Annotated in this window: 24 protein-coding genes; 12 read left to right on the plus strand and 12 right to left on the minus strand. The window is 70.5% G+C overall.

Going from position 1 to position 25333, the window contains the following annotated elements; translation table 11 throughout:
* Positions 1–144 precede the first annotated feature (144 nt).
* Positions 145–903 carry a helix-turn-helix domain-containing protein gene (locus tag AB0H78_RS19690; protein WP_363235745.1) on the minus strand — a complete coding sequence of 253 codons (759 nt, stop codon included), beginning with the start codon at positions 901–903 and terminating at the stop codon, positions 145–147.
* Positions 904–1143: 240 nt separating this feature from the next.
* Positions 1144–2019, minus strand: a complete 876-nt coding sequence (locus tag AB0H78_RS19695) for an extensin (RefSeq protein WP_363235746.1) — start codon at positions 2017–2019, stop codon at positions 1144–1146.
* 53 nt (positions 2020–2072) lie between these two features.
* On the opposite strand from AB0H78_RS19695, the gene AB0H78_RS19700 reads away from it, so the two are divergent.
* Positions 2073–2579 (plus strand): hypothetical protein, encoded by a 507-nt coding sequence (locus tag AB0H78_RS19700; RefSeq protein ID WP_363235747.1) that lies wholly within the window; start codon positions 2073–2075, stop codon positions 2577–2579.
* Between the two features lie 121 nt (positions 2580–2700).
* On the opposite strand, the gene AB0H78_RS19705 is transcribed toward AB0H78_RS19700, so the two are convergent.
* The 8 genes from AB0H78_RS19705 to AB0H78_RS19740 all read right to left on the minus strand — a co-directional run bounded on the left by AB0H78_RS19705 (position 2701) and on the right by AB0H78_RS19740 (position 13405).
* Positions 2701–3621, minus strand: a complete 921-nt coding sequence (locus AB0H78_RS19705) for a bifunctional lytic transglycosylase/C40 family peptidase (protein ID WP_363235748.1) — start codon at positions 3619–3621, stop codon at positions 2701–2703.
* On the minus strand, positions 3618–4625 hold the full coding sequence (locus tag AB0H78_RS19710; protein ID WP_363235749.1) for a replication-relaxation family protein: 1008 nt from the start codon (positions 4623–4625) through the stop codon (positions 3618–3620). The genes AB0H78_RS19705 and AB0H78_RS19710 overlap by 4 nt, the downstream gene beginning before the upstream one ends.
* Before the next feature lie 71 nt (positions 4626–4696).
* Positions 4697–7108, minus strand: coding sequence for a DUF87 domain-containing protein (locus AB0H78_RS19715; protein ID WP_363235750.1), 2412 nt, complete (start codon positions 7106–7108; stop codon positions 4697–4699).
* Positions 7105–9006, minus strand: coding sequence for a DUF87 domain-containing protein (locus AB0H78_RS19720; RefSeq protein WP_363235751.1), 1902 nt, complete (start codon positions 9004–9006; stop codon positions 7105–7107). Before AB0H78_RS19720 ends, AB0H78_RS19715 begins: the two co-directional genes overlap by 4 nt.
* Positions 9003–9923, minus strand: coding sequence for a PrgI family protein (locus AB0H78_RS19725; protein WP_363235752.1), 921 nt, complete (start codon positions 9921–9923; stop codon positions 9003–9005). The genes AB0H78_RS19720 and AB0H78_RS19725 overlap by 4 nt, the downstream gene beginning before the upstream one ends.
* Positions 9910–11841 (minus strand): hypothetical protein, encoded by a 1932-nt coding sequence (locus tag AB0H78_RS19730; RefSeq protein WP_363235753.1) that lies wholly within the window; start codon positions 11839–11841, stop codon positions 9910–9912. The genes AB0H78_RS19725 and AB0H78_RS19730 overlap by 14 nt, the downstream gene beginning before the upstream one ends.
* Entirely contained in the window at positions 11838–12083 is a 246-nt protein-coding gene (locus tag AB0H78_RS19735; protein WP_363235754.1) for a pilin, read from the minus strand. The genes AB0H78_RS19730 and AB0H78_RS19735 overlap by 4 nt, the downstream gene beginning before the upstream one ends.
* Positions 12084–12577: 494 nt before the next feature.
* On the minus strand, positions 12578–13405 hold the full coding sequence (locus AB0H78_RS19740; protein WP_363235755.1) for a hypothetical protein: 828 nt from the start codon (positions 13403–13405) through the stop codon (positions 12578–12580).
* On the opposite strand from AB0H78_RS19740, the gene AB0H78_RS19745 reads away from it, so the two are divergent.
* The 7 genes from AB0H78_RS19745 to AB0H78_RS19775 all read left to right on the plus strand — a co-directional run bounded on the left by AB0H78_RS19745 (position 13400) and on the right by AB0H78_RS19775 (position 21136).
* Entirely contained in the window at positions 13400–13531 is a 132-nt protein-coding gene (locus AB0H78_RS19745) for a hypothetical protein (protein ID WP_363235756.1), read from the plus strand. The genes AB0H78_RS19740 and AB0H78_RS19745 overlap by 6 nt on opposite strands.
* A gap of 261 nt (positions 13532–13792) precedes the next feature.
* A complete protein-coding gene (locus AB0H78_RS19750) occupies positions 13793–15190 on the plus strand; it encodes a pentapeptide repeat-containing protein (RefSeq protein WP_363235757.1) in 1398 nt (465 codons plus the stop codon).
* 506 nt (positions 15191–15696) lie between these two features.
* On the plus strand, positions 15697–17265 hold the full coding sequence (locus tag AB0H78_RS19755; protein WP_363235758.1) for a hypothetical protein: 1569 nt from the start codon (positions 15697–15699) through the stop codon (positions 17263–17265).
* The gene (locus AB0H78_RS19760) at positions 17192–18007 is read left to right on the plus strand and encodes a hypothetical protein (protein WP_363235759.1); all 816 of its coding nucleotides are present in this window, start codon (positions 17192–17194) and stop codon (positions 18005–18007) included. Before AB0H78_RS19755 ends, AB0H78_RS19760 begins: the two co-directional genes overlap by 74 nt.
* 1 nt (position 18008) lies before the next feature.
* On the plus strand, positions 18009–18704 hold the full coding sequence (locus AB0H78_RS19765; protein WP_363235760.1) for a DUF6308 family protein: 696 nt from the start codon (positions 18009–18011) through the stop codon (positions 18702–18704).
* Between the two features lie 799 nt (positions 18705–19503).
* Complete coding sequence (locus tag AB0H78_RS19770) at positions 19504–20331, plus strand: hypothetical protein (protein ID WP_363235761.1); 828 nt, start codon at positions 19504–19506, stop codon at positions 20329–20331.
* A 43-nt stretch (positions 20332–20374) separates the two neighbouring features.
* Positions 20375–21136, plus strand: a complete 762-nt coding sequence (locus AB0H78_RS19775; protein WP_363235762.1) for a hypothetical protein — start codon at positions 20375–20377, stop codon at positions 21134–21136.
* Between the two features lie 328 nt (positions 21137–21464).
* On the opposite strand, the gene AB0H78_RS19780 is transcribed toward AB0H78_RS19775, so the two are convergent.
* On the minus strand, positions 21465–21830 hold the full coding sequence (locus AB0H78_RS19780; RefSeq protein WP_363235763.1) for a hypothetical protein: 366 nt from the start codon (positions 21828–21830) through the stop codon (positions 21465–21467).
* Positions 21827–22090 (minus strand): hypothetical protein, encoded by a 264-nt coding sequence (locus AB0H78_RS19785; protein ID WP_363235764.1) that lies wholly within the window; start codon positions 22088–22090, stop codon positions 21827–21829. Before AB0H78_RS19785 ends, AB0H78_RS19780 begins: the two co-directional genes overlap by 4 nt.
* A 211-nt stretch (positions 22091–22301) precedes the next feature.
* Here AB0H78_RS19785 and AB0H78_RS19790 point away from each other — a divergent pair, with 211 nt between their 5' ends.
* Genes AB0H78_RS19790 through AB0H78_RS19805 form a run of 4 tightly spaced genes read left to right on the plus strand, consistent with a single transcriptional unit; the run spans position 22302 to position 25159 of the window.
* Positions 22302–22922 carry a hypothetical protein gene (locus tag AB0H78_RS19790; protein ID WP_363235765.1) on the plus strand — a complete coding sequence of 207 codons (621 nt, stop codon included), beginning with the start codon at positions 22302–22304 and terminating at the stop codon, positions 22920–22922.
* Between the two features lie 2 nt (positions 22923–22924).
* Positions 22925–23905, plus strand: coding sequence for a DNA methyltransferase (locus AB0H78_RS19795; protein WP_363235766.1), 981 nt, complete (start codon positions 22925–22927; stop codon positions 23903–23905).
* The gene (gene dcm, locus AB0H78_RS19800; protein ID WP_363235767.1) at positions 23892–24959 is read left to right on the plus strand and encodes a DNA (cytosine-5-)-methyltransferase; all 1068 of its coding nucleotides are present in this window, start codon (positions 23892–23894) and stop codon (positions 24957–24959) included. Before AB0H78_RS19795 ends, dcm begins: the two co-directional genes overlap by 14 nt.
* Entirely contained in the window at positions 24956–25159 is a 204-nt protein-coding gene (locus AB0H78_RS19805) for a hypothetical protein (RefSeq protein WP_363235769.1), read from the plus strand. The genes dcm and AB0H78_RS19805 overlap by 4 nt, the downstream gene beginning before the upstream one ends.
* Positions 25160–25333 lie beyond the last annotated feature (174 nt).

The following is a 25333-nucleotide window of genomic DNA, read 5'->3' on the forward strand; positions in this document are numbered from 1 at the left end:
TCATCTGGGCGCAGGGTCAAGCGGTAGGCCACCAGCCCGTGCCGTTGCCCCGGTCCTACGCGAAGCTGCTTCGCGCGGACGAGACGATGCTGGGTCACGCCACGTTGGCGTGACCCAGCACTCGGGCTCATAGATGTCCGTGGGCTACTTCTGGCCGGGCTCCAGAGCAGAGGGGGCGAGTTGATAGGTACGGGGCCGCTCGGAGACCTGCTCGGCAATGCCCTGGCCTGTGAGCGTCACCAGCGCGTTGGCGATCGCCCCTGAAGATTTCTCGATGCGGCGGCTGATGCCGGTCGCCGTGAACGCTTCGTCGGGGTGGGCGGTGAGGTGCGCGATGACCAGCTGGCGCAACCCGCCCGGCGCGAGCCGCACCTTGGTCCCGCCCACTGCGCCGGGCGCGGGGGCGGCAGGAGGTGCTGAAGCGACGTCGGGTGTGGTTGCTGTGATGGCCGGGGTCGTGTCGGACGCCGTCATCACTTCGGCAGGTACCGGATCGGGCTCCTGTGCGTGGGGAATATCGCCCTGCGGGGCGGCTTCAGCTGTGACGGCCTCGGGCTCCGGCTTAGGTTTGGGGTCACTGGCGTGTGAACCATCGGCCGGAGGAACGGCTTCTTCCGGGGTGGGTACGGGCGTGGCGGTCCAGCGGTCGGGGGTGCGGCGTCCCTTCGTCTTTTCGCCCGGGGTGCGGTGAGCGAGGCCGTGTTCTTCGAGGAGGGTGAGGGCTTTGCTGGCGGTGGAGCGGCCCAGGCCGGTGGCCAGGGCGAGTTCGGCTGCGGTGGCGCCGGGGGTGGTGGCCAGTTCGGTGTAGATCGTGGCGGGTGTGTCCGACAGCCCGGCGAGGGGTTTGGGTGCGGGGTCGGGTACGGCTTGGAGCGTGCGGGTGGGTGTGGCGGTGTCGGACATGGTGGGGCCTCAACTTCCGTGGAGCGTGGGGTGGGTGAGGTCCCCGGCCGGGGGTGCGGCACGCGGGGCGTGCTGCACGGGTCGATCGGGCGCGTGCGCACCGCGTTGGTCCCGATCGGTTTCGGCCCGCCCGCGTACGGGGTGTGCGATCTGGTGTTCCGTTGCCGCTGGGGGCCGACCACCATGGACGCTCTGCTTGCGCGGCAAGTCAAGCGGGTCGAACAGATCGCTCCGATCGGCTCATTCGGTGGGATCGGTGCTGGTCACAAGAGCGGTAGTCGGTTGGTTGGGGTGGTGGGCGAGGAGCTGGTCGCGGATCTGTGTGGCGCGGTCGGGGCCGATGCGCAGATCGGTGCGCAGCCGCCATACGCTCACGGGCCGCCCCCGGCTGGCGCGTGCCGTGGCGTCCAGGGCCACCGCGCGCGCCCACACGTCGGCGTTTCCCGCACCGCCCGAGGGTGGCGGGGGCTGCGGCGGGTGCGCCGGCCTCGCGGGTGGGGGGCGGGCGTGGACGAGGTCTGGTGAGGCGGTTGCCGGACCGGGCGAGGCTTCGAGGTGCCTTTCGGCGGTTGGATTTGCGGGAGCTGCACCCGGATCTGTGCAGGGCCCGGCTGTCTCGGCGATGGTGGTGGCGGTCGGTGAAGGTGCGGTCCGATCGGTGGACCCGATCGTCTCCAGGAGTACAGCGACGGTGCGCCGATAGGCGGCGATCGTTTCCGTCAGTGCGATCAGCAGGAGCGGTGGGACGAGGTGGAGCAGGACCGCTGCTGGATCGGCACGATCGGGCCAACCGATCTGTCCGTCGGGCCACAGACTCTGCCAGGAATTCATCGCCGCAGCTGTGCACCCGGCGCTCCATCGCAGTGTGGTCGACCAGGCCGGTGGGCGTACGCCCCAGGACGCGAGACGGGCGTCGGCGTACAGGACGGCGGCGAGCGCGAGCGAGAGCATCGGGTCGAGCAGGATGGCGATGGGCAGGGGGATGCCGCGGGTGCGGGCGAAGAGCGTGATGTTGACGGCGGTGAAGACCAGGGCGAGCACGGCGACCGTGCACAGGACGATGGTCAGGGTGCGCAGCAATCGCTGTACCTCGGCCTGCGCGGGGGTGTGAGGCATCAGGCCGCACCCCTGGCGGGTGTGCGGGGTGGTGGGTAAATCGGTGGCCGGGAGTGCCTGAGCGGCGCAACATCGAGGGCATGTATGTGTTCCGATGCCGCCGCTGTCACGCCGACCTGACCGGTCCGCTGCGTGAGGTGGCTCTGCCGGATGAGGATGATGCCCCGCTTCCGTTCGAGCTGCCCGAGGGTCAGGACGAGTGCCCGCAGCGCATGGACGTCGGCTGCTTCGCCTTTGATCCGCCGCCCCTCCAGGCACAGCACCTGGTGCCCACCGGTCGCGGCGCCATCCGGATTCCGGCGTTCACGAAGGTGGACGGTGTACTGGTGAATCAGGGGGACGCACCCGGGCTCGCTCGGGTGACGTTGCGGGGTCGGCTCAACGGCTGTTGCGGTCTCGACGGATGCGACGGGCCGAACCTGCAGTGCCGCTTCTGCACGGCGGAGGTCGCTGTGGAGCGCTCGGACTGCTGGACCCCGCAGCAGGTCACGTTCGTTGCGAGGGCCGTGGAGTTCGTGCTCGCTCCGCCTGCGGAGCACGGCGAGGCCACGCGGGGGTGAGGTGCGGCGGGAGGCGGGCAACGCGGGCATCGAGTGGCTCCTTCGTACGGTGACCGGCCACCGACTCGGTAGGTGATGCAGGGCTAGAGCAGGGCGCCGTGGGGTTCGAGGGCGCAGCTTCTTACCGGCTACGGGCGGCCGGTCGGCTGGCTCCGAGGTAGTCCTTCCAGCGGTAGTCCTCTTGGCGGACGACGGACCGCGGGTTGGGTGCGTTGATCATTTGGGTGCCGCCGGTGTAGATCCCGACGTGGTGGATGTGGCCGGGGGTGCCGAAGAACAGCAGGTCTCCGGGGTGGAGTTGAGCGCCCCGTGGGACTTTGGGGGTGGCGTCGTACTGGGCCTGGGCGACGCGGGGGATGGTGATGCCGGCGGCCCGGTAGGCGGCCTGGGTGAGGCCGGAGCAGTCGAAGCCGCCTTCGGCCGGCCCGTCACCGCCCCATACGTAGGGGGTGCCGAGCTGTGCGCGGGCGAAGGCAACCGCCTTGGCGGCTGCGCCGGTTGGGGCTGGTGCCGCCTTTCCGTACGCGGCTGCTTGGTCGAGGACCTTGTTCACGTACCAGTCCGCGTGGTTGTAGCTGAAGATCGCTTTGCGGAGGTCTCTGCCGTCGCGGGCACCGTTCGCGCACAGCAGCCGTCCGGCCGCGTACACGGCGTCGACGGGGTCCCACGGCGTGGGTGGTTTCTTCCCGCCGGGTGGTACCGGGTTGGCGTACTCGGGGAACGTCGAGGGCATGAACTGCATCGGTCCCACCGCGCCGGCCGAGGAGATCATCGTGGGGTGGCGGCCGTGGTTGGTTTCGACCTTCCCGATCGCCGCGAGCACCGTCCAGGACAGGCCCGGGCATTCAGGTGCGGCGCGTTGATAGAGCGCCAGGTAGTACGGGGGGATGTCGGCGAGCGCGGCCTTGCTGGGGGCGGCCGTCGCGTCTCCGCCGCCGGGGAGCAGGCTGCCGAGGGCGGCGATCACGGTGATCGCGGCGAGCAGGGGCAGGGCGAGGATGGCGCAGCCTGCCGTGCCCGCGGTCTTCGCGAGGCCGCTCATGGTGCGGTATGCGGTGCGGGCGGCAGCGGCGGGACGGGGAGGGTGAGGGGGGTGTCGGCGTCGGTTGCCTCCAGGCCGGTGGCGGGAGTGAGGGGGTGCCAGCGGACGGCGAGGCCGGTGAGGGTGAGGCGCCCGGCGGTGGGCTCCAGGGGCATCCACCAGCGGGCGTGCGGTGTGTCGGTGGTCTGGTCGAGGGAGGCGGTGGCCAGGCGGAGGCCGAGGTCCCGGGCGGGGTCGGTCAGGCGGCGGCGCAGGGCGAGTTCGCGGGAGGCGGTGCGGGTGTGGATCAGGAGGGCGGGGGCGGTGCCGGTGGCGGTGGTGAAGGCGGCGTAGCCGGGGAGTTTCGCCTCGACGCGTGCCAGGGTCTGGCTGCCGGTGTCGTATTCGAGGAAGAAGGGCAGCAGGCGCTCGCCGTGCGGGGTGGTTTCGGTCCAGTGGGCGTAGGCGTCGGGGCGGATGATGTCGCCCCAGCGCCGGGCGCAGGAGTTTTCGGAGAGCCAGAGCGGCAGGCGTGTGTGGGGGTGGTGACGGGTGTGGGCGGCGAGGTGGGTGAGGAGTTCGTTGACGCCGGTGTCATGTCCCAGCCAGGGGGAGTAGGCGATGCGGCCGGTGGAGGTGGGGCGCCAGAGGGTGTCGGTCATGTCCCGGGCGGCCTGGGCTGCGAGGAGCTGGGCTCCTGCGGGGCCGAGTGTGTAGTGCTCGGGGGCGGAGCCGGAGACGGTCAGGGGGCGGAAGGAGTCGAGGACGCCGTAGTGGTGCAGGGTGCGCAGGCGGCGTTGTGCGGAGCGGGTCGAGGTGAAGGCGAGGCGGGTGATCTGCTGGGCGGTCAGGACCCGGTGTTCGTGGATGAGCGCGGTGAGCCACAGGTCGCGGGCGGTGAGGCGCCGGGCGAGGGCGACGATGTCGGGCTTGGCACGGGCGGGGGTGGGGCGGGTGCGGGTGGTGGCGGCGCGGGCGGTGTAGCGGGAGCCGGGACCGGTGGCCGGGCGGGGCAGTGCGGGCATGCGGATGTCACCACCAAGAAGCGGGTTCGGAGCGGGAGTTGGGTAGCGGAGGGTCCGGGGTTTCGGAGGGTTTACGGGGTGGGGCGGGTGCGGGTGGAGGTGTAGCCGAAGCGGGCTGCGGCGGCGGTTCGTAGTTCGGCGGACCGGCCTGGGACGACTGGGGGCAGCGGCCGGGTGGTGAGGGTGAATGCCGCGGACTCCGCGCCGTCGGTGAGGAGGTGCGCGGCGGCCTGGTAGGGGCCCAGGTGGGCGAGGTCGTGGGCGCCGAGGGCGGGCAGGGTGTGGCGCTCCAGTACGTGGGCGTCTTCGGGGGAGGCGTTGAAGAAGATCTTGTTGCGGGCGTTTGCGGAGATGCCTTCGCGCAGGTCGCGGGGGAGCTGTGCGAGGTGCTGGTGGGCCAGGTTCATGGAGAGGCGGTAGCCGCGGGCCTCGGCGAGCATGTCCTCCAACGGGTAGGGCAGGGTGAGGAAGTTGTGGGCTTCGTCGATGTAGAGGGAGGCGTCGATGCGCAGGTGTTCGGGCGTGCGGGCGCGGGTGGCGGCGGACTGCCAGGTTTTCGCCACGATGAAGGACCCCAGCAGCCGTGCGGTCTCCTCGCCGAGGGCTCCTTTGGGGAGGCGGGCCAGCAGGATTCCGCCATCCAGGATGTCGCCGAGGTCGAAGGTGGAGGGCCCGGCGGTGATCGTCCGGCGGGCGAAGTCGCGGAGCAGGAACGCGCGGAGTTTGTTCATGACGGGGCCGACGACCGCGGCGCGGGAGGGCTCCGACATCGATTCGTACCAGGCCCAGAATCCGCGGAGCACCGGGTCGCCGAGGGCAGGGACGATCCGCAGCCGGTAGGCGGATTCGCCGAGCAGGCGCGGGACGTCGGCGAGGGTCACCAACTGTCCGGTGCGCTTGGAGTGTTTGAGCAGGGACAGGCAGGCGGCGCGCATCACGTCGTCGGTCCGCGGGCCCCAGAACGCGGAGAAGATTCGTCGGAAGATGCCGGTGATGTTGTCGACGACGACGTCGATGTCCGCGCCGTCCAGGACGTTGAAGCAGGGCGGGGCGTGCGCGTCATCGGGGTCGATGAGGACCAGGCGGTCGGTGCAGGTGTCGGGGAGGCGGTGCAGGAGGTCGGTGATCAGGTCGCCCTTGGGGTCGATGACGATCACCCCGCGGTGATGGGCCACGTCCTCCAGGGCCAGGTTCGCGACCAGCGTGGACTTTCCCGAGCCGGTGGCGCCCATCAGGTGCAGGTGGTGGCGGGCGTCGGGCACGGAGAGTCCGACCGGGCGCCTGGATCCGGTGTCCGAGTGCCCCAGCGCCTTCACGCCGCCGCCGGGGGCGGGTTGGGGGATGGAGGGTGGTGGCAGGACGGAGCGGGCGCCGGCGCGTTGCAGGCCCGGGGCGTCGGGGTCGGCGGGCAGGTGGGCCAGGGCGGCGAGTTCGGGCACCGACAGCAGGAACGGCCGCTGCGGCATGCGGCGGGTATCGGCGTGGTGTTCGGGGCGGGGCAGACGGGTGCGGATGAGGTGGTTGCGCCCTGCATAGAGGGAGAAGGCGGAGGTCAGCGCGTGTGCCCGCCCCCGTACCTGAACCGCGGCCTGGGGATCTTTGGTGCGCTGGGTGGCGGCGTACAGGATGCTGCACTGCCACTGGGGTCCGGTGAGTTTTGTGGCTGCTTGGCGTACCAGGGCGGTGTGTTCGGGATCCTGCCGCCCGGCCGCCGCATCCTGGGGGCGATGGGTGAGCAGCGCGAAGAGGGCAGGCATGCGCGGGGCGAGGTGCCCGGCCTTGAGGCGCCGCGCGGCACTTCGGGCGCGGCGGAGCGCACGGCCGGTGGCGGGACGCGCCAGGACTTGTACGAGCGCGCTCTGCCCCTCGTCCATGGCGGTGGCTGCCTGGAGCAGCGCGCGCAGCGGATCCTCCTTGTGATCGGTGCGCAGCGGCAGGATGTCGGGGCGGGCCAGGCGCAGCCGGCCGGCCGTCACGGTGTGCCCGGTCGGGAGCAGCGGGCCGGTGGCGTCGTGGACGCGGGTGTGGGCGCCTGGCCAGGCCGCCTCGATCGCCCGGCGCACCAACTCCAGGGGGATCGGCCCGGGCACCCACAGGCTGATGCGCAGACCGGCGGCACTCCACGCGTACTCGAACACCAGATGCGGCTGCCCGAACAGCAGCCGCCGCAGGCGGGGGCGCAGCAGCCCGGCGAGCTGCGCCCACAGGACTTGTCCGCCGTGCGGGGGCACTACGGGCGGGGCGAGGATCTCCACCCGGTGCGCCCCCAGCACCAGCAGGGCGGCGCGATGCTTGCGCACGACACGGCGCACCGCGGGCGCGGCCAGCAGGCAAAGGACCAAGGCGGGGATCAACAGCGGGGCATGCTCGGCGAACGGGCCGGCGAGCGTGTGCAGGAGGCGGGCGGTGAGGGATGCGGGATCGGTGAGGAAGCGCACCAGCGGGCTGTCCGCGCCAGGCGTGGGCACCGGCGGCGCGCTCACCACTCCTCCCCGAACTCATCCAGGCCCGGGCCCGGTTCGCCGAACGCGCCCGAGGCAGCGGTCTGCGTCCACGCGTAGGGGCCATCGGTCCCGGAGTTCGCCTCGGAGGTATGAAGCGAGGAGAGTTCCGCCGGGTCGGTGGTGATGACCCCGTGTTCTTCGGGGGCCGCGATGCTGATCAATGCGACCCTTTGGCGGCGCTCCCCGGCGAGCAGAAGCGCCTCCCCGCGATCCGCGGACAGCAAGAACTCCCGTTCACCGTGGGAGAGATGGAAGGTGTCGGCGATCTGGTCGATGGCCTGCGGGGCCTGGCGGAGGAGGACCTGGGTGGTGGCGTTGGAGACGATCGCCCGCCCGAGCTCGCAGGCCAGGACGTCATCGGCGTCCTGGGTGATCACCGCGAGGCCGGTCCAGTACTTCCGGGCGGCCTTGGCCATACGGAACAGGAAGCGGGCGCCTGCGCCCTGGCGCATCAACAGCCACGCCTCGTCGACGACGACCAGGTGCCGGCCGGGGGCGGGCCGGGAGGTGACCTGGCGCCAGACGGCGTCCAGGGCGAGGAGCATCGCGGGGGCCTTGACCTCCTCGGGCAGCCGGCGCAACGCGTAAACGGTCAGATGCCCGGGGGATGTGGTGGTGCTCGGGCCGTTGAACAACTGGGCGTGCGAGCCGCTCACATACGGTGCGAGTCGCTGCGCCAGCTCGCCCGACAACGGGCCTCCGTCCGCTTCCAACGCGGCGGCGAGATCGGATAGTTGGGGCACCGTGCGGGTCCACGTGCGGGCGTCGGCGTTGATACCCGCCTTGTGGTAGGTGGCCAGGAGAGCCCGGTCCAGGACCGCCTTGTGCCCCGCGCCCAGGTCCTCCTCGCCGAGCAGCACGGTCAGGAAGCTGTGCAGGAACAGCACCCGGCGCGTCAGCACGTCACTGGCCGGGTCGGGGTGGGCGGGCAGGTCGAAGGGGTTGAGCCGCACCTCTGGGGCGCCGAGCGCGATGACCTGCCCGCCGACGCTCTGTGCGAGGGAGACGTATTCGTCTTCGGGGTCGATGACAGCCGCGCTCACTCCGGTGAACAGCAGGCGGAGCAGCTCGAGCTTGGCCAGGTAGGACTTGCCGGACCCGGAGCGGGCCAGGGTGATGGAGTTGTAGTTGTCCTGCCCGAAGCGGTCCCACAACACCGGCGCCCCCGACAGGGCGTTGAGCCCGTACAGCACCCCGCTCGGCACAACCTCCCCACCACCGCTCGTGAGGGTGGTGGGGGGTGGCAGGTCGGGGCTGGTGAAGGGGAAGCAGGCGGCGAGCGCCGCAGTGTCGAACGTGCGGCGGATCTTGAGCGTGTCGATGCCGAGCGGCAGGGTGGCCAGCCAGCCGGGCAGCGCCCGGTAGGTGGTGGGAGCCACGCTCAGCAGCAGCGACTCGGCCACCGCCCGCACGGAGGCGAGCTGCTCGGCAAGATGGGTTTCGTCGGCGGCGTGCACGGTCAGATACAGGGCGGTGTGGAAGAGCTTTCCCTCGCCGCGGGCGATGCGGTAGGCGAGGTCGGCGGCATCGGCCGCGGCCGCCTCCACCTCCGGGTCATCCAGACGGCCCCGCTCCCACCCGGTGCGCCTCCCCGATTCCAGCCGGGCGCGCTGCTTCTTCAGCCCGGCGGCGGCGATCGGGTTGGGGATCGGTTCGATGTGCAGGGCGATGTCGAGGTGGCCGGGGAAGTTCAGCAGAGGGGCCAGCCAGCCCGGGGTGACCTCGGCCGGATACCCGGTGACCACCAGCGTGGAAAGAAGATGCGCGCCCACGGCCAGCGTGCGGGCATGCACCTCGACGGCCTCGGGGCCCACCGGGTGCAGGAGTCGCGTGGCCGAGACGACGCCTGGCAAGGGGGTGCGGGGGCGACGTTTCATGAGGGTTCTCCTTGCCGGCGGGTGGGGGTGTCGGGGTTGCAGGCCGCGCTGAGCAGATCCGCGCTCTCTGCGGCACTGAGCGCGGTGACCGTCAGGTCGGCGGGGGCCAGCGCGCGGATGGCTTCCTGCAGCCGCTGGCCGGTGCGGCCCCCGCTTGCTCCGGCGGGTTCGCGGGCCACCAGCACGATCTGACGGGCCAGCAGGTCGCGGCCCGAGGACAGGTCGGTGAGGAAGTCGGCGTGCGCGCGGGCGGCGGCCTCCAGGGCCGGATGGGCCAGGGTGGGGGCATCGTGCTGCAGCTGGTCGATCAGCGGGGCGAGATCGGTACGGTGACAGCGCACCAGCACCTGCGTGGGTCCGGTCAGCGAGTTCAGCCAACGGGCGAACGCCCCGGTCAGCGTCTGCTGTTCGGCCCCCGAACGCAGATCGAAATTGATGGTGGAGCACGTCGCCAGCGCGGCCATGCCGTGCTCGCGCAGATCCACCACTCCGCTCTCGCTGACGCCGGTGAACGGCATGTCCATCGAGGCCGGTGGCGGGCCCGCCGCTCGGGCCAGGCGGGGGTTGATCAAGGTGGGCAGTGGTGGGATGCCGTCGGGGGCATGAACGCGGCGGCGCGGGGTGCGGGCCTGGGCAAGTGCGGCAACCGCGAAGCGGTCCAGGTTGATTCCCTCCCGCCGGCCCATAGCCACGGCGGCGAGCAGTCCGGCGATCGGGGTGATCAGGGCGGCGTAGGCGAGCGGCGCCATGAACGCCCTGCAAGCCCACCAGCCGCCGTACAACACCAGTGCACCAGAGGCGAGTAGGGCGCACTGGCGGGCGGTGAACGGGCCGATGATCTTGTCGGGGCGGCCGGTGTCGGCGGGAATCCTGGCCACCGTCACGCTGTCGGCGCCATCACTCTCATACGGGCTCACGGGTTGCCCTCCTCGTGGGTGCGGGCCGTGCGGGCGATGTGGTGCGCGGCGGCTCAAGCGGCAGACGCAGCTGAACGGGGCGGGGCGGACGGACCGGGATACGGGCGGCGGGGACCGGCAGGGCCAGCTGGCGATGACGGGCGCCCGGGACAGCGCTGGCCGGGGGTGCGGAAGGTACGGATGGGGTTGGGCGGGGGATGCGCGCGGCGGTGACCGGCAGCCAGGTCTGCGTCGCACGCGGCCGCCCCGGCACCCGGGGCGCCGCGATGGGGAGGGTGAGCTGGCGAGTACGGAGGGGCACTCCCTGACCTCCGCCGGGCCCCGGTGCGGCGGCGCGCGGCACGGCAGCGGGCGGGGAACCCGGCGCCGCGGGGCCAGGGTGGGGGACGCCGGTGGGGCCAGGGCCCGCGGGGCGGGGCGCAGGTGCCCCGCCACCACCGGGTGCTCCCGGCCCACCGGGGGCGCCGGGCGGCGGACCTGCAGGCCCGGGCCCACCAGGGCCGGGGCCGGGCGGTCGTCCCCCGCCCCCGGGCCGGCCGCCCCCGCCGGGACCGGGGCGGGGGCCGGGGCGGCGTCCTGCGCCTGGGATGGGGCGCGCGAGACCGACGTGCTGGGGGCGGCGGGCGCGACGCAGGAGAGTGCCTGCGCCGGGGGCGAACTTGTTGAGCAGGGACCACAGAGCGATCCTGCTGATCATCCGCAGGACGCGAGAGCCGTTGGGCGGGGTGTAGGGGGTGCCGCGGAAGATGAGCTGGGTGGCCCAGCCGGGGATCTTGAACAGGGTCCAGAACAGGGCGAGCCCGGCCAGCGGGGTGCCCAGCGCGGAGGGCCGGGGGAAGCCCAGGACGCCAGCGTCGGGTGCGAAGAACAGCTTCAGGGAAATGACCAGGGTCATCGACTGGGCGATCTGGATGAGCAGACACCCGGCCAGGGCCCGCCACCACATCTTCGCCAGCCCCGCGGTGGCCGGATGGGCGTAGCAGGACAGGACCAGGGGAGCGGCGACGGCGAGCAGCGCGACCACCGCGATCCGCACCACGTAACCCAGGACCAGGGCGAAAAGTATGAACACCGAGGACGCGTAGAGCAGCAGCAGGTAGATCGCACCGTTGGCCGGAGCCGCCAGCAGACCGCCCAACGTGTCCTCGACCAGTCCCTGGCCGGCATCGGACAGATCGGTGTGCATCACGGCGGCCGACAGGGAGTTGGCGAGACGGATCGCGTACCCCATCAACTCCAGGGAGGAGACCGCGGCCACGATGCCCAACAGCAGGCGCGGGGCGATCTCCTTGAGGGCATAGCGACTCTGCAGCGTCTCGTAACCCATCACGGTGACGCCGCCCGCGGTGATGAACAGGACGTAGAGGCCCACCGCCAGGGCGAGGGTGTCCTTCCACATGCGCGCTACGGCCGGCTGCTTCGTGACGTCCGGCGTGGCGAGCAGGGTGTCGGCGAGCAGCGCCCGCAGGGGCTTCATGGCTTGATCGACCAGCGTGCCCAGAAACTTGGTGACCGCCTGGGTGACCATGCCCGGGACGTCGATCAGATCCCCGAACCCGAAACCGCCACCACCCGTGCAGTCGACATGCGCGACGTCGCAGGCGTTCGGGATCTCCCCCGGGGCCGGCTGCGGGGAGGGTTTTGGACGCGGGGCGGCCGGGGACGTGGCTCCGCCACCGGGCTTGCCCGGAGTCGGGGCGGGGCCTGGGGCCGGATGCGGTACGGGGGTGGGGCCCGGCGCAGGCTGCGGGTGCGGTTCGGGATCCAGCGGTGCACGAACGGCCTCAACTCCCCTCGCCGCCACGGCGGGTGACGCTGCGGCCGCAGTGGCGGGAAGCGCGAGGGAGGCAGTAGAGGCGAGCAGCGCAAGCCACGGGAGCAGCAGCCGAAGCCGGCGGTGGTGCGATGCGGGGTTCACTGTCCGCCCCCGGTGCCGACGATCTGCTGGAGCACGGTCACCAGGACCGGCGCCAACACCGCCAGCCCGTAGCCGATTGCTGCGGCCTTCAACGCCCGCTTGGCCGACTCGACTTCCCCCGGATCCCCGCCGGCCATCAGATACCGCAGTCCGCCGAGGGTGAGGAACAAGGTGGCCAGCGCGGCCAGCAAGCCCACCACCCAGTTCCGTACGTTCTCGATCACTTCGGGCACCGTCGCCACCGCCCAGGACGATGGCGGATCACTCAGCAACGCCAAGGCGGCGACAAGGAAAACGAACACGCCGCGCGACATCCAGCGCCCGATGCGACGAATCCGCCACTGCGGGCGGCGAAGGGGACACGGCACGAGAGCACCTCCACACAACACAGAAGGAAAGGGCGAAGAAGAGACGGGGAGACGACCACGCGTGTGCGGGATACCGGTCGGAAGGCGGGCCGCCCCGGACGCCGTTCCTCCCTCACAGGGGGTACGGGGCGGGGGCATGTCGGTGGTGTCAGCACGAAGACGGCACCCGACCGGTACCCGGCACAGCCCCCGAAACCAGACCCCTTGCCGCCGCAGCGACAAAGGGGGACACCGATTTCTCCGGGGCTTCCCGATTCACCCGGTGGCCACGGGGTGAAGCGAGGTTGCTGCTCTGTATGGAGACTTCCGGCGCCGCTTTTGACATGCGACGCCGCACGACTTTCCCGGCAGGGGTGGAGCGCCGGGCTCTACGCCTCGAGCGCGAGGGCGGCCAGATGAGCGGCCAGGCGCTGCTCGGCGGCCGTGCGATACCGGTAGACCTGCCGCAGACTCACGCCCCGCTCACCGGCCAGCACCCCCATGGCGACCCCCTCCAGCCGGCTGCGCGCGATCAACTGCGCCTCCGCGACATCGATCACCCGGCAGTCCACCGCCGCGGCCAGCACCCCGTACTCATCGCATTCCTCCCCGCCCTTGTGCTCCTGGGTGCCGGTCACCGAGATTTGCCTGCGGTCCAGCCGGCCCAGATGCACCGCGGATCCGTCGGTGAGAACCTCACTGCGGTGGTGCCGCTGCTCGACACGGCGCAGTCGGTGGATGGCCCGGTCACAGGCCCGCAGGAGATCCCAGTCCAGCGCTTCAGCCTGCACATCGGCTGTGCTGATCGCATGGGCGAGCGCGGTCAGGGCCTCCTGCTCTACTTCCTGCAGCTGCCAGACCGTCAACGGCCGCGGCAGGCGCACCAGCTGGCGGCGCACGGCCGGGATCGCCATCCCCAGCGCCACCAACGACCACGGCTCGCCGAGCACTTGCGCCCGGCGTACCACCTCGCGCCAGATCCGGGTGCGGACCTCGGGCCGCGTACTGGGGTGTACGAGACGGGCCCGCACCTGATCCACCGGCAGCACATCCACCTCCACCACGGACTGCAGGAGGGCGGTGGGCAGAGTCAGCGGGCGAGTGGGATCGGCCAGCGCGAGGAACGCGGCGTCCACCGCACCCAACGGCGAGCACGGGTAGGGGCCGTGGCGGCGGACGGCGGGTGCAGGGTGGGAAGCGGAGGAACGGTGGTGCATGTCGACTCCCGGAGGATCAGCGACGAGCGGGACATCGCCATCACCACAGGCCCCCGGACCATCACCGCACCCGGCCCGAACCCGCCCCGCACCGCCAGCGAGCCACCCACCCCCGCGACGTCGTAGCTCCAGGCCTGCGACCAGCGCAGATCCTGCGCGTCCCACCGTGTTGGATACTGGAATTAATCTTGAAATACGGTTCTCTGCAACCCCTCAGGCTGTGTCCTCATCCAACGGTTGGCTCGCCACCGGCTCTCTACTGGCACGGCACTGGCCCGACTTGAAGACGGTCAGCCGCCCGTTCTGCGCCCCGAGCGGTCGGGCAGACGTTTATCGAAGACGTTCTTGCGCCCGTCATCGTCTGCCTCGTCCCTCTCCTCGACCAGCGTGTTGCGCTCGGCCAGCGAGCCGACCTGGGGAACGGGGCCGAAGTGGTTTCGGCGAAGGCCGCTGATGTCGCCATCTGCCGCGCCCCTCTCTGACCAATGGGGACGGCATCGCGCTGCCCGCTGCAACCAAGGATCTCCACATCTTGTCTCCTTCACCATGACACTCAGCCGGCGGCCGCGATCAACCCGCGACGATCGGGAGTTGCGCCTATGGAAGGTCGGCCGGGTCCTATCCGTTGCCTTCGTGGCTGCTCTCCTGGTCGCGGGCGGCATCTTTTACGGCCTGGTGAACCTGCTGGACTTCAAGGAGATCGACAGCACCGCGAAGCTCGACGCGAAGACGCTCTTCGATCTGGTAAAAATCTCCTTCGGCGCAGTGGCTGGTGCGGGCGCGCTCGTCGCGCTGGTCGTCGCTTACCGTCGCCAGCGCGTCGACGAAGCAGGCGCACACCGCGAAGCCACCCGGCTGCATACCGAACGGTTCTCCCAGGCCGTCGAGAAGCTCGGCTCCAACTCTCCGGCCGTGCGACTCGGCGGAGTACACGCCCTGGCCGGCCTCGCCGACGACGCCCCCGACGAAAACCTCCGCCAGACCTGCATCGACGTCCTGTGCGCCTACCTCCAGCTGCCCTTCACCCCCGATCCGGGCGATGACCCGGCCGACCGGGCCGAACACCACCATTACCTGGCCCTGCGCAACGTCCGGCACACCATCCTGAGGCTCATCGGGGACCACTACCGGCGCCCCGCGGGCACCCCACGCTCCTGGCAGGGCCACGACCTCGACCTCACCGGCGTCACCATTGACGGCCCAATGGACTTCACCGGCGCGACCTTCGCGCAAGGCACAGTGAACTTCCGCGATGCCGTGTTCTCCGGTGGCATGCTGCGCTTCAACCAAGCGCTCTTGTGCGGCGGCGCATTGCACTTCAACCGGGCCCTGCTCTCCGGCGGGGCTTTGTACTTCAGCGGCGCGGTGTTCTCCGGGGCCACCGTGAGCTTCGGCGAGGCAACCTTCTCCCGTGGCGCTCTCTACTTCAGCGGTGCCATGTTCTCCGGCGGCACAGTGCACTTCACCGAGGCGACGTTCTCCGGCGGCACAGTGCACTTCAGCGACGCGACGTTCTCCGGCGCCACCATCCACTTCAACGAAGCAACCTTCTCCACCGGCATGCTCGACTTCCGAGGTGCGATCTTCGCCAGCGGGATGGTGAACTTCCGTGCCGCCGCGTTCACCAACACCATGGTCCACTTCACCGGTTCGGCGTTCCACGGTGCCACGGTCAACTTCGGAAGCGTCACAGGCCCCGCCCCGCATGGGCTCCTTACCGCGGTCGGCACCCCGATTCCTCCCACGGTCGGCCTCGCCTCCGCTTGGCTGTCCCGAGGTGCGTAGCACCCAGAATGCCGGCCCCGGGTGCGAGCGGGCCCGTTGACCACGGCGGCAGAGCGACGCCTGCAACGCGGTGAGACCGCAGGACGCTCAGTACTCCAGCAGCACTTCGCTACTCCTGCTGCGCAGCGGCCTCGTTTTGCGGAGAGGCGTCCGCGTACGACCTCAGTTTCACTACCGGGTGCAGTTCCTCGAAGAGCGCCGCTGCGTGGTGAGCGCCGCGACGTGGGCGCACAGATCCACCGGGCCCGTACGGAACTGGCCGACAGCAGCACGGGAATCCGGAAACTCCTCGCCCTGGAAAACGCTGCTCAACATGCCCGCGACAGCGGGCTCCCGCAGACGCGGCCGACGCGGGCAAGCCTCCGGCAGAAGCGGGAAAGCCCAAGTCCATATCGGGAAAGCCCTGCCGTCGACACACAAGAGGTTGCCCAGCTTCACAATCCACTCGTTCCCGGCCAGGACGGTCGCCTAGAGTTCGACCGCTACACCTGGAGTCAGGACTCGAGATGGATGCTCAGCCAGCAGTTCTCAGCGCGGTGAACAGCGGAGTCGACTCCTGCGAACCACTGCACAATGTCGGGCGGAAACTACGCGCTGGCTGGTCGCACACGAACCCGGGCGAGGAGGAGCACGACCACTTCGCAGCCCTGTGGGCGGCCATGGAGTTCCGGCTGCGGGACGGCACCTGGAACGTCGTCCTCGGACCGTTCCGCACCCCTGACGACAACGGTGACCTGGTTCCGAGGGCCGTGAAAGATATGGCGCCCGCGGTCCTTGAGGCCTGGACTGCCTACGCCCCCGAGACGATCCACCCCCTGGTCCGGGCCCGACTTCATCATCTGCTCTGGGAGGCCCGGCACGGAACACGGCCCATCGAGCACCTCCGCTCCGCGGTACACAGCTACCGGGATGCTGCCGGCGCGTTGCTGACGAAGGCCGAGATACACCTGGAGGCACTTGTCCTCCCTCCGGAGCCGGGCGGGGCGACAACCATCGAAGTCGAGGTGGCCCGACTTCGTGCAGCGGACGCCCTGGTACTCGCCTACGACCTGACGGCCGCCACGCGGCAGCCGGAGCGTGCCGACATCGTCGGCGAGATGATCACCCTCGGCCAGGCCGCGCTCGCCTGGAAGCCCCCGTCGTCAGGCGTGCTCGGCCTCATGACCGCCCCGCTCGTGGCCAGCACATACGACAAGCCCGCCGTGCGCCCCCTAATCGAACGTGCCGTCGACGAGTACTGCGGAGAGGGCCAGCTCCACCACCGGGTGGAGTTCCTCGAAGAGCTCCGTCGCGTGGTGGGCGCCGACGAGCACCGCGACGTGAACGAAAAGACCCACCGAGCCCGTATGGAACTGGCCGACAACAGCACCGGTCTGCGAAAACTCCTCGCCCTGGAAGACGCTGCTCAACATGCCCGCGACAGCGGGCTGACCGACGCCCTCGACGAGGTGCGCCGAACACAGCAGAGAATCGGGCGGGACGACATGTCCATGGACACCATCCGCACCCCGGTCCCCCTGCCGCCGGGCTACCTGAAGGCCGTGAGCGCGGCCGTCGACGCCGCCGACAGCATGGAGCACGCACTTCACTGCATCGCCACCACCCCTCCCACGAGGAGTGACTCCGCAGCCCCGCCGTCTGACCTGCTGTCCCTGCCGACGGTGTACATCAACCCCAACGGCCCCGTCGTGACGCGCACCGTCGGCAGGGACAGTGCCGGCGGGGAGGGTTTTTTCTGTCCGCAGCACATCTTGGCCCTCGAGGTACACGGCCTGGTCGTCGAAGCCCAGTTGGACCGAATTCGCGACCGGTTTCACCCGACGGCGGAGGACCTCGCACCGTTCCTCGCCAGCCCCCAGCACGCTTTGGAGACTCGGACGCGCGGTCTCGCCCGCGCCTTCGAAGCGTTCTGGGAGGGCGATGTCGACACGGGCCCTGGCCCTCGCGCTGCCGCGCCTCGAAGGCACGCTGCGCCGCCGGCTCCAGGCAGCCGACATCGGCGTGATCACGCACGCACAAGGGGAGACCATCGGACAGGTCCAGCAGCTTGGCTCCCTCCTCGACAAGCTGCATGAACTCGGCTTCCCCGAGCCGTGGCCCTTCGTCCTCCGGACAGTGCTGGGCAACGCCGAGGGGCAGATGAACCTCCGCAACAACGTCCTGCACGACCTGGTCGACACCCCGCCCCGGCACCAGGCAGCGCTCGTTCTCCAGATCGCCCTGGCCGTGCTCTTCCTCGGAGAGGAGCCACCGGCCCGAACGGGGTCTGCCGACAGCGGCACGCGGATGCCGTTGCCGTGGAACGCCGCCGCCGATCAGCACCTGTCGTTCCCCGTGCCCGACCGCCGGGCCCACCACTTCGTCACCCAGTACGCCGACATGCACGACATCGTCGCCGACTTGACGCTGCCCTCCGGCATCCCGCAGTCCGCGGCAACGGTGCTGCACACCGCCCGCGAGCTCCTGCGCCACTCCTACTTCTGCTACGAGTTCTCCACCGTGGCCCTCCTGCACGCCCTGATCGCGATGGAGATCGTCCTCCGAGCCAAGATCCCAGACTCCGGCACGAAGCCGCTCCACGCCCTCATCAAGCAGGGCCAAGAGAATGGCCTCCTGACCGAGCGACAGACGGAGTTCCTCCACACGGGGCGCAAGCTCCGCAACCGCATCGCCCACGGCCAGAGGACCCATTCCGTCATGCCCCCACGCTGGGGGGCCGGGATGCTCACCACGTCCTTCACCTTGATCAGCGAGGTATGGGCGGCCCAGCCGACGCCACCGACCACAACGGACACCGATGAGGGCACAGGTATCTGAGATGAACAAGCTCGTCACGGGGCCTGGTTCCTCCGGCAGAGAGCCGTCCGTAGTGGGGCAGCGCCTGCACGTCGTTCTTGATGCGGAGCGGGTGGTTGACGACCTGCGCCGCTACTTCGGGATCGGCCTGCCCCCGGGCGCCGCCGCGTTCACAGGGGGCCGGTTCGAACACCTGGCGGGCGGGGGTGACCGTCGGCAGGTCGCGGACCGGTTCACCGCAGAGGACCTGGTGGCCGTGCAGACCTTGTCGGTGGCCGTCCCCGCTCCCGTCGCCCTGGACCTGCTGGAAGGCCCGCTGGGCACTCAACTGTCCGCATTGCTGAGAGAGATCCCTTCTGACACCGATCTCTCCGACGCCGATGCCTCGGTTGTCGCGGACGGCTCGCCAGCGCACCGGGCCTGGTGCTTGTTGGAGGACCAGTACAAGATTGGGTGGGTGATCGCCGGGAAGCTCTTAGCCCGCAAGCGGCCGCGGCTGCTGCCGGTCTACGACCGGGTCGTGCGCTGTGCGCTCGGCCGCCCGCCGTCGTTCTGGTCCGATCTTCGCATCGCCCTGCGCGAGGACGGCGCGGCCCTGCACCACCGGCTCCTTGGCCTGCACCAGAGTGCGGGCCTGCCCGAGACAGTCAGCGCGCTACGGGTCGCCGATGTCGCGGTATGGATGGCCCACCCCGCCCCGGGCCACCGCTGCCCCTGAGGACCCGCCTCAGGGATGGTCAAGTGCTGACGCTCGAAAGGGGGCTTGTTGATGTGTGGGGTGCTGGCTGGCCTGGTGTGTTGTGCGTTCCGCTCCCAGTCCTACGTCAGTGTCGGCCACGACTTCCGCCTCGGTCTCGTCGCTGACGGCCTGGAGCAGCCCGCCGATTCCAGCCTCGTTCGCGGCGTCCTTCGTGAAGTCGTACGTGGCGTGCAGCTACGCCCAGCCGACCCGCTCCCTGGCCGCCATAGCGATGTCGGTGAGCACATCGATGCCCAGCGAGGCCAGCAGCAGCCCGCTGTGGAGGTCTTCCATCTGAGGAACCAGCTGAACATCGGCACAGACGGCGCTGGTGATACGCGCCAGCAGCCGCCCCCGCCCCGCACCACCAGCGAGCCACCACCGAACCACCCGCCTCCGCCACGCCGTCGGCTCATGCCGGTGACCAGCACAGATGTACCGCGTCCCCACGTCGCGCGGCTCCGGAAAGAATCTTTAACTCCGGCTCCCAGCACTGGCTCAGACCGGACCCGGACACCGGTGGTGGCTCGTCACCGGCTCGCTACTGGCTCGGCACTGGCCCGCCCCGATGGCAGCCGGCCGGCCGGTCCGCGCCCCGACGCGAAGAGCCCGACGGTGACATCGTCATGGACCCGCGCGTACCGCACCTTGACCGGTGCACAGAAGGTGGAGTGGGTGGACGCGCCGGTGCTCTCGCGGGCCAGGGTTGGTGTCGCGGGCGGTGGGGCATGGTGCGTGTGCACCATCCCGCACCGAACTCGCCAACCGGAGGACGCGGATGGAACCTGCCGACTTCGACGACCTGATCCTGATGCTGATGGAAGGCGAGGTGGAACCCAACAGCACTGACATGATCGTCCTGTTGCGGGCAAGGGAACCGGCCCACCGGGAGACGGATTCCGACTGGTCGGACTCCCCGATGATCGCCGAGATCGCGGCGCTCGCCGACCAGGCCTTCTCCGATGACCCGGCCGAGATCGAGCCCGCCAGGGAAGTCCTCTTCGCGCTGCGCCAGGCGGAGGCGTCCGATGCGGCGAATGACCGGGAGGAGGGCGTCCGGCAGAGCGAGGCGATTCTGCGGCACGTCGATGTCGCCCGTTTCCCCGTCACCGCGGCCGGAGCGCACCTGAAGCTCGGCGGGGCGCTGCCCAACATGTCGCGGACTGACGAGGGAGTGGACAGATCTGTGCTGCGGCGTGCCGCCGGCCATCTGGAGAGCGCGCTGGCGCTGCTGCCGGAAGCGGAGGCGGACCTGCGGGCGATGGCCCGCTACAACGCAGCCCTGGCCTTTCGTGATCTGTGGCGGTCGGGCGATGAATGGGACGATGACGATGACGACCGAGGCAAGGTCCTTGAGCACGGGCTGGAGGCGCTCGGAGCGATGGACCGAGGTGAGTTCTCCGGCGACCGGAGCGCCATGAGCCGGGCCGTGCTGGCGGTCCTGATGGCCGACGGTGAACCGAGAGATCCCGAAGGGCGCGATCAGATCATCGCCGTCCTGCAGACATGGCTGGCCTCGCGCGAGGGGAAGTTGCTGCCACGCGCCGAGAGACGCGCACTGAAAGAGGCGCGCGACCACCTGATCGCCGGCCGGGACCGCGGCTGAGCGCCCAGGTGATGTGCCGTGCTCCCGCGAGGAGGGATCGCCTGTGTTCCGGGACTACCTGTACATCGACCGGCCCCGGCTGGTGAGTTACGCCGAGCAGATCGGCGCGACGGCCGCGAAGGTCAAGAACCGCCAGTGGCGGGTTGCCCTCGGCCTCACCGGCCCCGTGGTGGAACACCAGCGGGGGGCGGCGGAACGCGCCGCGAACGACCATGAACTGGCCGAGTCCGTGACCCGTCATCTGCGGAAGAAGAGCGAGTTGCGCACGACCCGCCCGGCATCCCTGGACGATGTGGACGAAGGACAGGCCACGTTCGTGCTGGAGACCATGCGGGCACAAAAGGTGATCTTCATGTTGGGTGGAGGCGGCCCGCGCGGGCTGCGCGAGCTCGCGGTATGGGTGTCGAACCCCTTGGAGAATCCGTCGTCGCGCGACGCGGCGGGCGTCCGCGACGAAGAGGCGACGGGCATGTTCGTATATCTGCTCGAAGGCTACTGGGACGACGCACCCGCCCAGCGCGCCTACTCGACGATGACCGCGCTCAACGTTCTGCTCCGCACGCTGCGCAACGCCGGTGTGCCGCCCGGAACGATCGGCGGGTCCGATACGTCGCGGGACGACTACGCGACGCCAGTCAACATCCTGGTGCGCAACGGCGGCGTCAAGGGCGATATGCGCACCATCACGGCGCTATACCGGGTGCGGTCGGTCTCGGAGAACAAGATCGTCAACGTCGGCGGGCGCACCCTGCGCTGCCACGACCTCTTCGCCTACCCTCTGTACGTGGCCGCAGGGAACGGGTGAGAGCCCGGAGCGCCTCGCCGGACAGGGTGGCCCCGCAGCCTTCCATGGTCACGCGCATATCGAAGGCCACACCGGCGTGTCCGCTCGATGTCGCGGCGCTGTTGTCGGAGCCGGCAACTCACCGGGGCACCACCACACGCTTCCATCCGCGCCCAGGCGTACCGGACGCGGCGGTCGGTTCCGTGCGCGGTTCGATGCTGTGGCGACCGATGCGCTGGTGGAGATGACCCCGATCCTTTTGGGGCTGACCACGATCCCCTCGGGGCTGACCACGATGTGCCGGGGGAGCAGAGAGGTCTTCTTGGCGGACGTGGGAAGGCCTCCTGGATCAGCTTGTCCACGTCTTGATCTGCGAGGCGACCTCCCGCACCGGGAGCCCGTCGCGGGCCGCGCGGGCCAGAGGAAGAACGGTGTCCAGACCGGGGGTCACCGTCAGACCGCAAGCCGACAAGTAAGCCGCGGTCACGGTGGCCGCGAACAGTAGATTCCTCACCTCCAGACTGGGGTTCCGTGCCAGCTCACACAGCAGTGCCGCGGCCTTGTGGTGGGGCTCGGGGTAGACCTCGTGGTCGAGGACCTCCGCCCGGTGGCGCGCCTCCGCCGCAACCGGCACCCCGTAATCGACGACCTGCGGGTCTCCCGGGATCTGCTGTGCCACGGCCAGGATCCAGGCGAGGTCGATGCGCAGACTCACGCGGCATCCCTCGGCGCGGTCTTTGCCAGTCCCTCCGGGAGGCCCGGGTAGCGGTCCTCACCGAACTCCGCCTCGAAGGTGTCCGTGTACGCGGCCAGGAATGCCGAGGCGCCGGCCATGAAGGCGGCACGCGCCTGGTTCACATCGGCCTCGATCAGATCGGCCACGTACCCCTGCAGGCTCAGGCCCCGCCGCTTGGCCCGGTCCTCGGCGGCCGCCCGCACCGCGTCGTCCAGCCTGATGTTCGTCTGCTTTCCCATACCACCACCATAGCTAGAACCTGATACCAGCAGCTAGCAAACGGGAAGACGGCCCCACGCAGCGCCGTGATTCTGAGCCGGGACCGCACCACAGCCCATCGCGCTCGCCGAGCACAACAAACCAAGGCCTCGATGACAAAAGGGGTACCGCTCGCGTCCATAGAGACGTCAGCATCAGACGGCCGGGCCACGCCGGACGCCGCACCACCCCATGACCCACCTCGCACCGCCCAACAATCTCTGGGTCCCGCCCACCGGCACCAGCACCCTGGTACCGACTCCACCGGACGTGCTGCCCAACTGGGCGCTCGAGCGGGTACGCACCGAGTTCTGCCAGCGCCCCGACCGGCTCCCCGCAGCCCTGCTGCGCGTAAGGATCAACGACACCGCCCCCGGCATGGACGCCCGCGCCACCACCCGCCGCGACACCGGACATGCCCCCGGGCAGGGGCGCCCGAGCACGGTCCTGCTCGCCGAACTCCACCCCGACACCCTGCCCACCGCAACACCCCACAGCGCGTATGGCGCCGACGGGCAGGGAGCGCTCGACGACGGCTGGCCCGGATTCTTCCACCGCGCCCACCGGCTCCTGCAAGCCGACGACCTCCTCCTGATCGCCACCCGCCAGCGCCGCGACGCCGGGCGGATGACCGACCCGCTCGGCCTGCTCATCTCCACCGCCCGCACCGCCGGATTCCGCTACCTCCAACACCTGGCCGTCGTCCACGGAACCTTGGGCACCGACACAATCCACCCCACTCCGCCCGACCCCACCACCCCGGAGCTCATCCACTCCGATCTGCTCGTCCTCGATGTCGTGACGGGAGCCTGACCATGCCCAACTCCCCGCTGTCGGTATGGAATACCGCCCCCACCTCGGCCCCTGCCCAGCGCGGCGACCGCTACGTCACCGGATCAGCCGCGCACCCGGCCAAGATGCTGCCCGCCCTTGCGGCCCACGCCATCGCTACGTACACGAAGCCCGGTGACCTCGTCCTGGACCCGATGTGCGGCATCGGCACCACCCTCGTCGAAGCCGTACGACTCGGCCGCCACGCGTTGGGCGTCGAGTACGAACCCGCCTGGGCCCACCTCGCGGAGAAGAACCTGCGCCACGCCGAAACCCAGGGCGCCACCGGCGGCGGAAGCGTCTATCTCGGCGACGCCCGCCAGGCCACCGGCCACATCCCCACCGCCTTCCACGGCCTGGTCGACCTCGTCGTCACCTCACCCCCCTACGGCGCGAGCGTCCACGGCCAGGTCCGCTCCACCCGCGAGTCCGGCGAGCGCGGAGTGACGAAGAGGCACTACCGCTACAGCCGCGACCCCAACAACCTCGCCCACGTCGGCCTCGACGCCCTAGTGGAAGCGTTCACCGAGATCCTCACCCAGTGCCGCCACCTGCTGCGCCCCGGCGGCCACGCCGTGATCACCACCCGGCCCTTCCGCGAGCGCGGCGAACTCATCGACCTGCCCTCCGCCGCCCTGGCGGCCGCGGTGAGCGCGGGGCTGATCCCCGCCGAACGCAACATCGCCCTCCTCGCCGGGATCCGCGACGGCCGCCTCATCGCCCGCCCCTCGTTCTTCCAGATGAAGAACGTCCGCGACGCCCGCCGCTCCGGCCTGCCCCTCGCGATCATCCAGCACGAGGACGCTCTTGTGGTTCGCAAAGCCCCGCCGCTCCCGGCCGCGCCACCACTGCGGGCACCGAACAGCGAGCACACCCCCACGCCCCGCGCCCCGCGCAAGGACACCCGAAGCGGCTTCAACTCCCGTACCTGCACCGGGAGGGGCAGCAACCATGCCGATTCCTGACGCACCGGCGATTGCCTCACTCTGCTCGGGCGTCGGCGGCCTCGACCTCGGGGTACTCGCCGCCCTCGGCGGACACATCGCCTGGCACGCCGAGACTGATGAAGCCGCCTCCAGGGTGCTCGCCCACCACTGGCCCAACACCCCGAACTACGGCGACCTCCGCACCATCGACTGGAGCCGCGTCCCTCCAGTGGATGTGATCTGCGCGGGCTTCCCATGCCAGGACCTCTCCGTCGCGGGCCCTCGCACCGGACTTGCTCCGGGCGGCCGCTCCGGTGTCTGGCACAACATCGTCGCAGCAATCCGTGAACTGCATCCGAAAGTCGTGGTCATCGAGAATGTGCGCGGAATCCTCTCCACCCCCGCCGGAACCCACCCCACCACCAACGCCGTTCGCGACCTGGAATCCTGCCCGCGCTGTCTGGGAGACCTCCCGAGCCTGCCCCGCATGCGGGCGCTCGGCGCCGTACTCGGGAGTCTGGCCGACCTGGGGTATCGCAGTTCTTGGGCGGTGGTCCGGGCCAGCGATGTCGGAGCTCCGCATCAGCGCGCACGCGTCGTCCTCGCCGCCCACCCCCACGAAACTCCCCCTGCTGAAGACTCCGACCGCGAACCTCGGGACGAACGGCGGCACTCAGCACCCCGAGAAACGCAAGAAGGGCGGCCACGGCCCCACTCTGGCCGACGAGATCGAGCACCTGCTGCCCACCCCGCGAGCGAGCGACGGCACCAAGGGCTCTCCGAACCAGTGCTACCGCAACGGCTCACCCACCCTTGCCGCCACCGCAGCGACTCTGAGCGACTGCGGGGCCCGGGAGCGGCTGCTGCCCACCCCGACGCGAACGGCGGTGCGGGTACGACACCCAAACGCAAGGGCGGCATGAACCTGCGAACTGCCGTCACTCTCCTGCCGGATGGTGGGCCGACTACCTCCCCGCCATCCGCCGCTGGGAACACGCAACCGGCCACCCCGCACCCGCCCCCACCGTCCCCGGCACCCGACGACTCTCCGCCGAATTCGTCGAATGGATGCTCCTGCCCCCTGGATGGGTGACCAGCGTCCCCGGCCTCAGCCGCGCCACCCAGCTCCGCCTCCTGGGCAACTCCGCGATTCCGGCCCAAGTCGCCTACGCCCTGGCCCAGCTCCTTCACCCGCCCGAGCTGGTGCACACCCCGGTGACCACCACCGCATCCCAGGCCGCCGTACCGCGCGATGTCACCCCCGCCGCCCCACGGCCCCGGAGCGCACCATGACAGGCCGCAACCCGAGCGAATCCAACTCCACCCCGGCCAGGATGCCGAGCCCGGCCTCGGCCGCGCCCGGGCTGGAACAACTGCTCTCACTGACCCCCGGAGACCAACCACCCGCCCACCACACCACTGTGCTGCGACGCCTCACCGACCACGGCACCAGCCGCCCCGGCCCAG

Origin of the sequence: Streptomyces sp. NPDC050738, assembly GCF_040654175.1 — a bacterium.
In the GTDB taxonomy this organism is placed as follows: Bacteria; Actinomycetota; Actinomycetes; order Streptomycetales; family Streptomycetaceae; genus Streptomyces.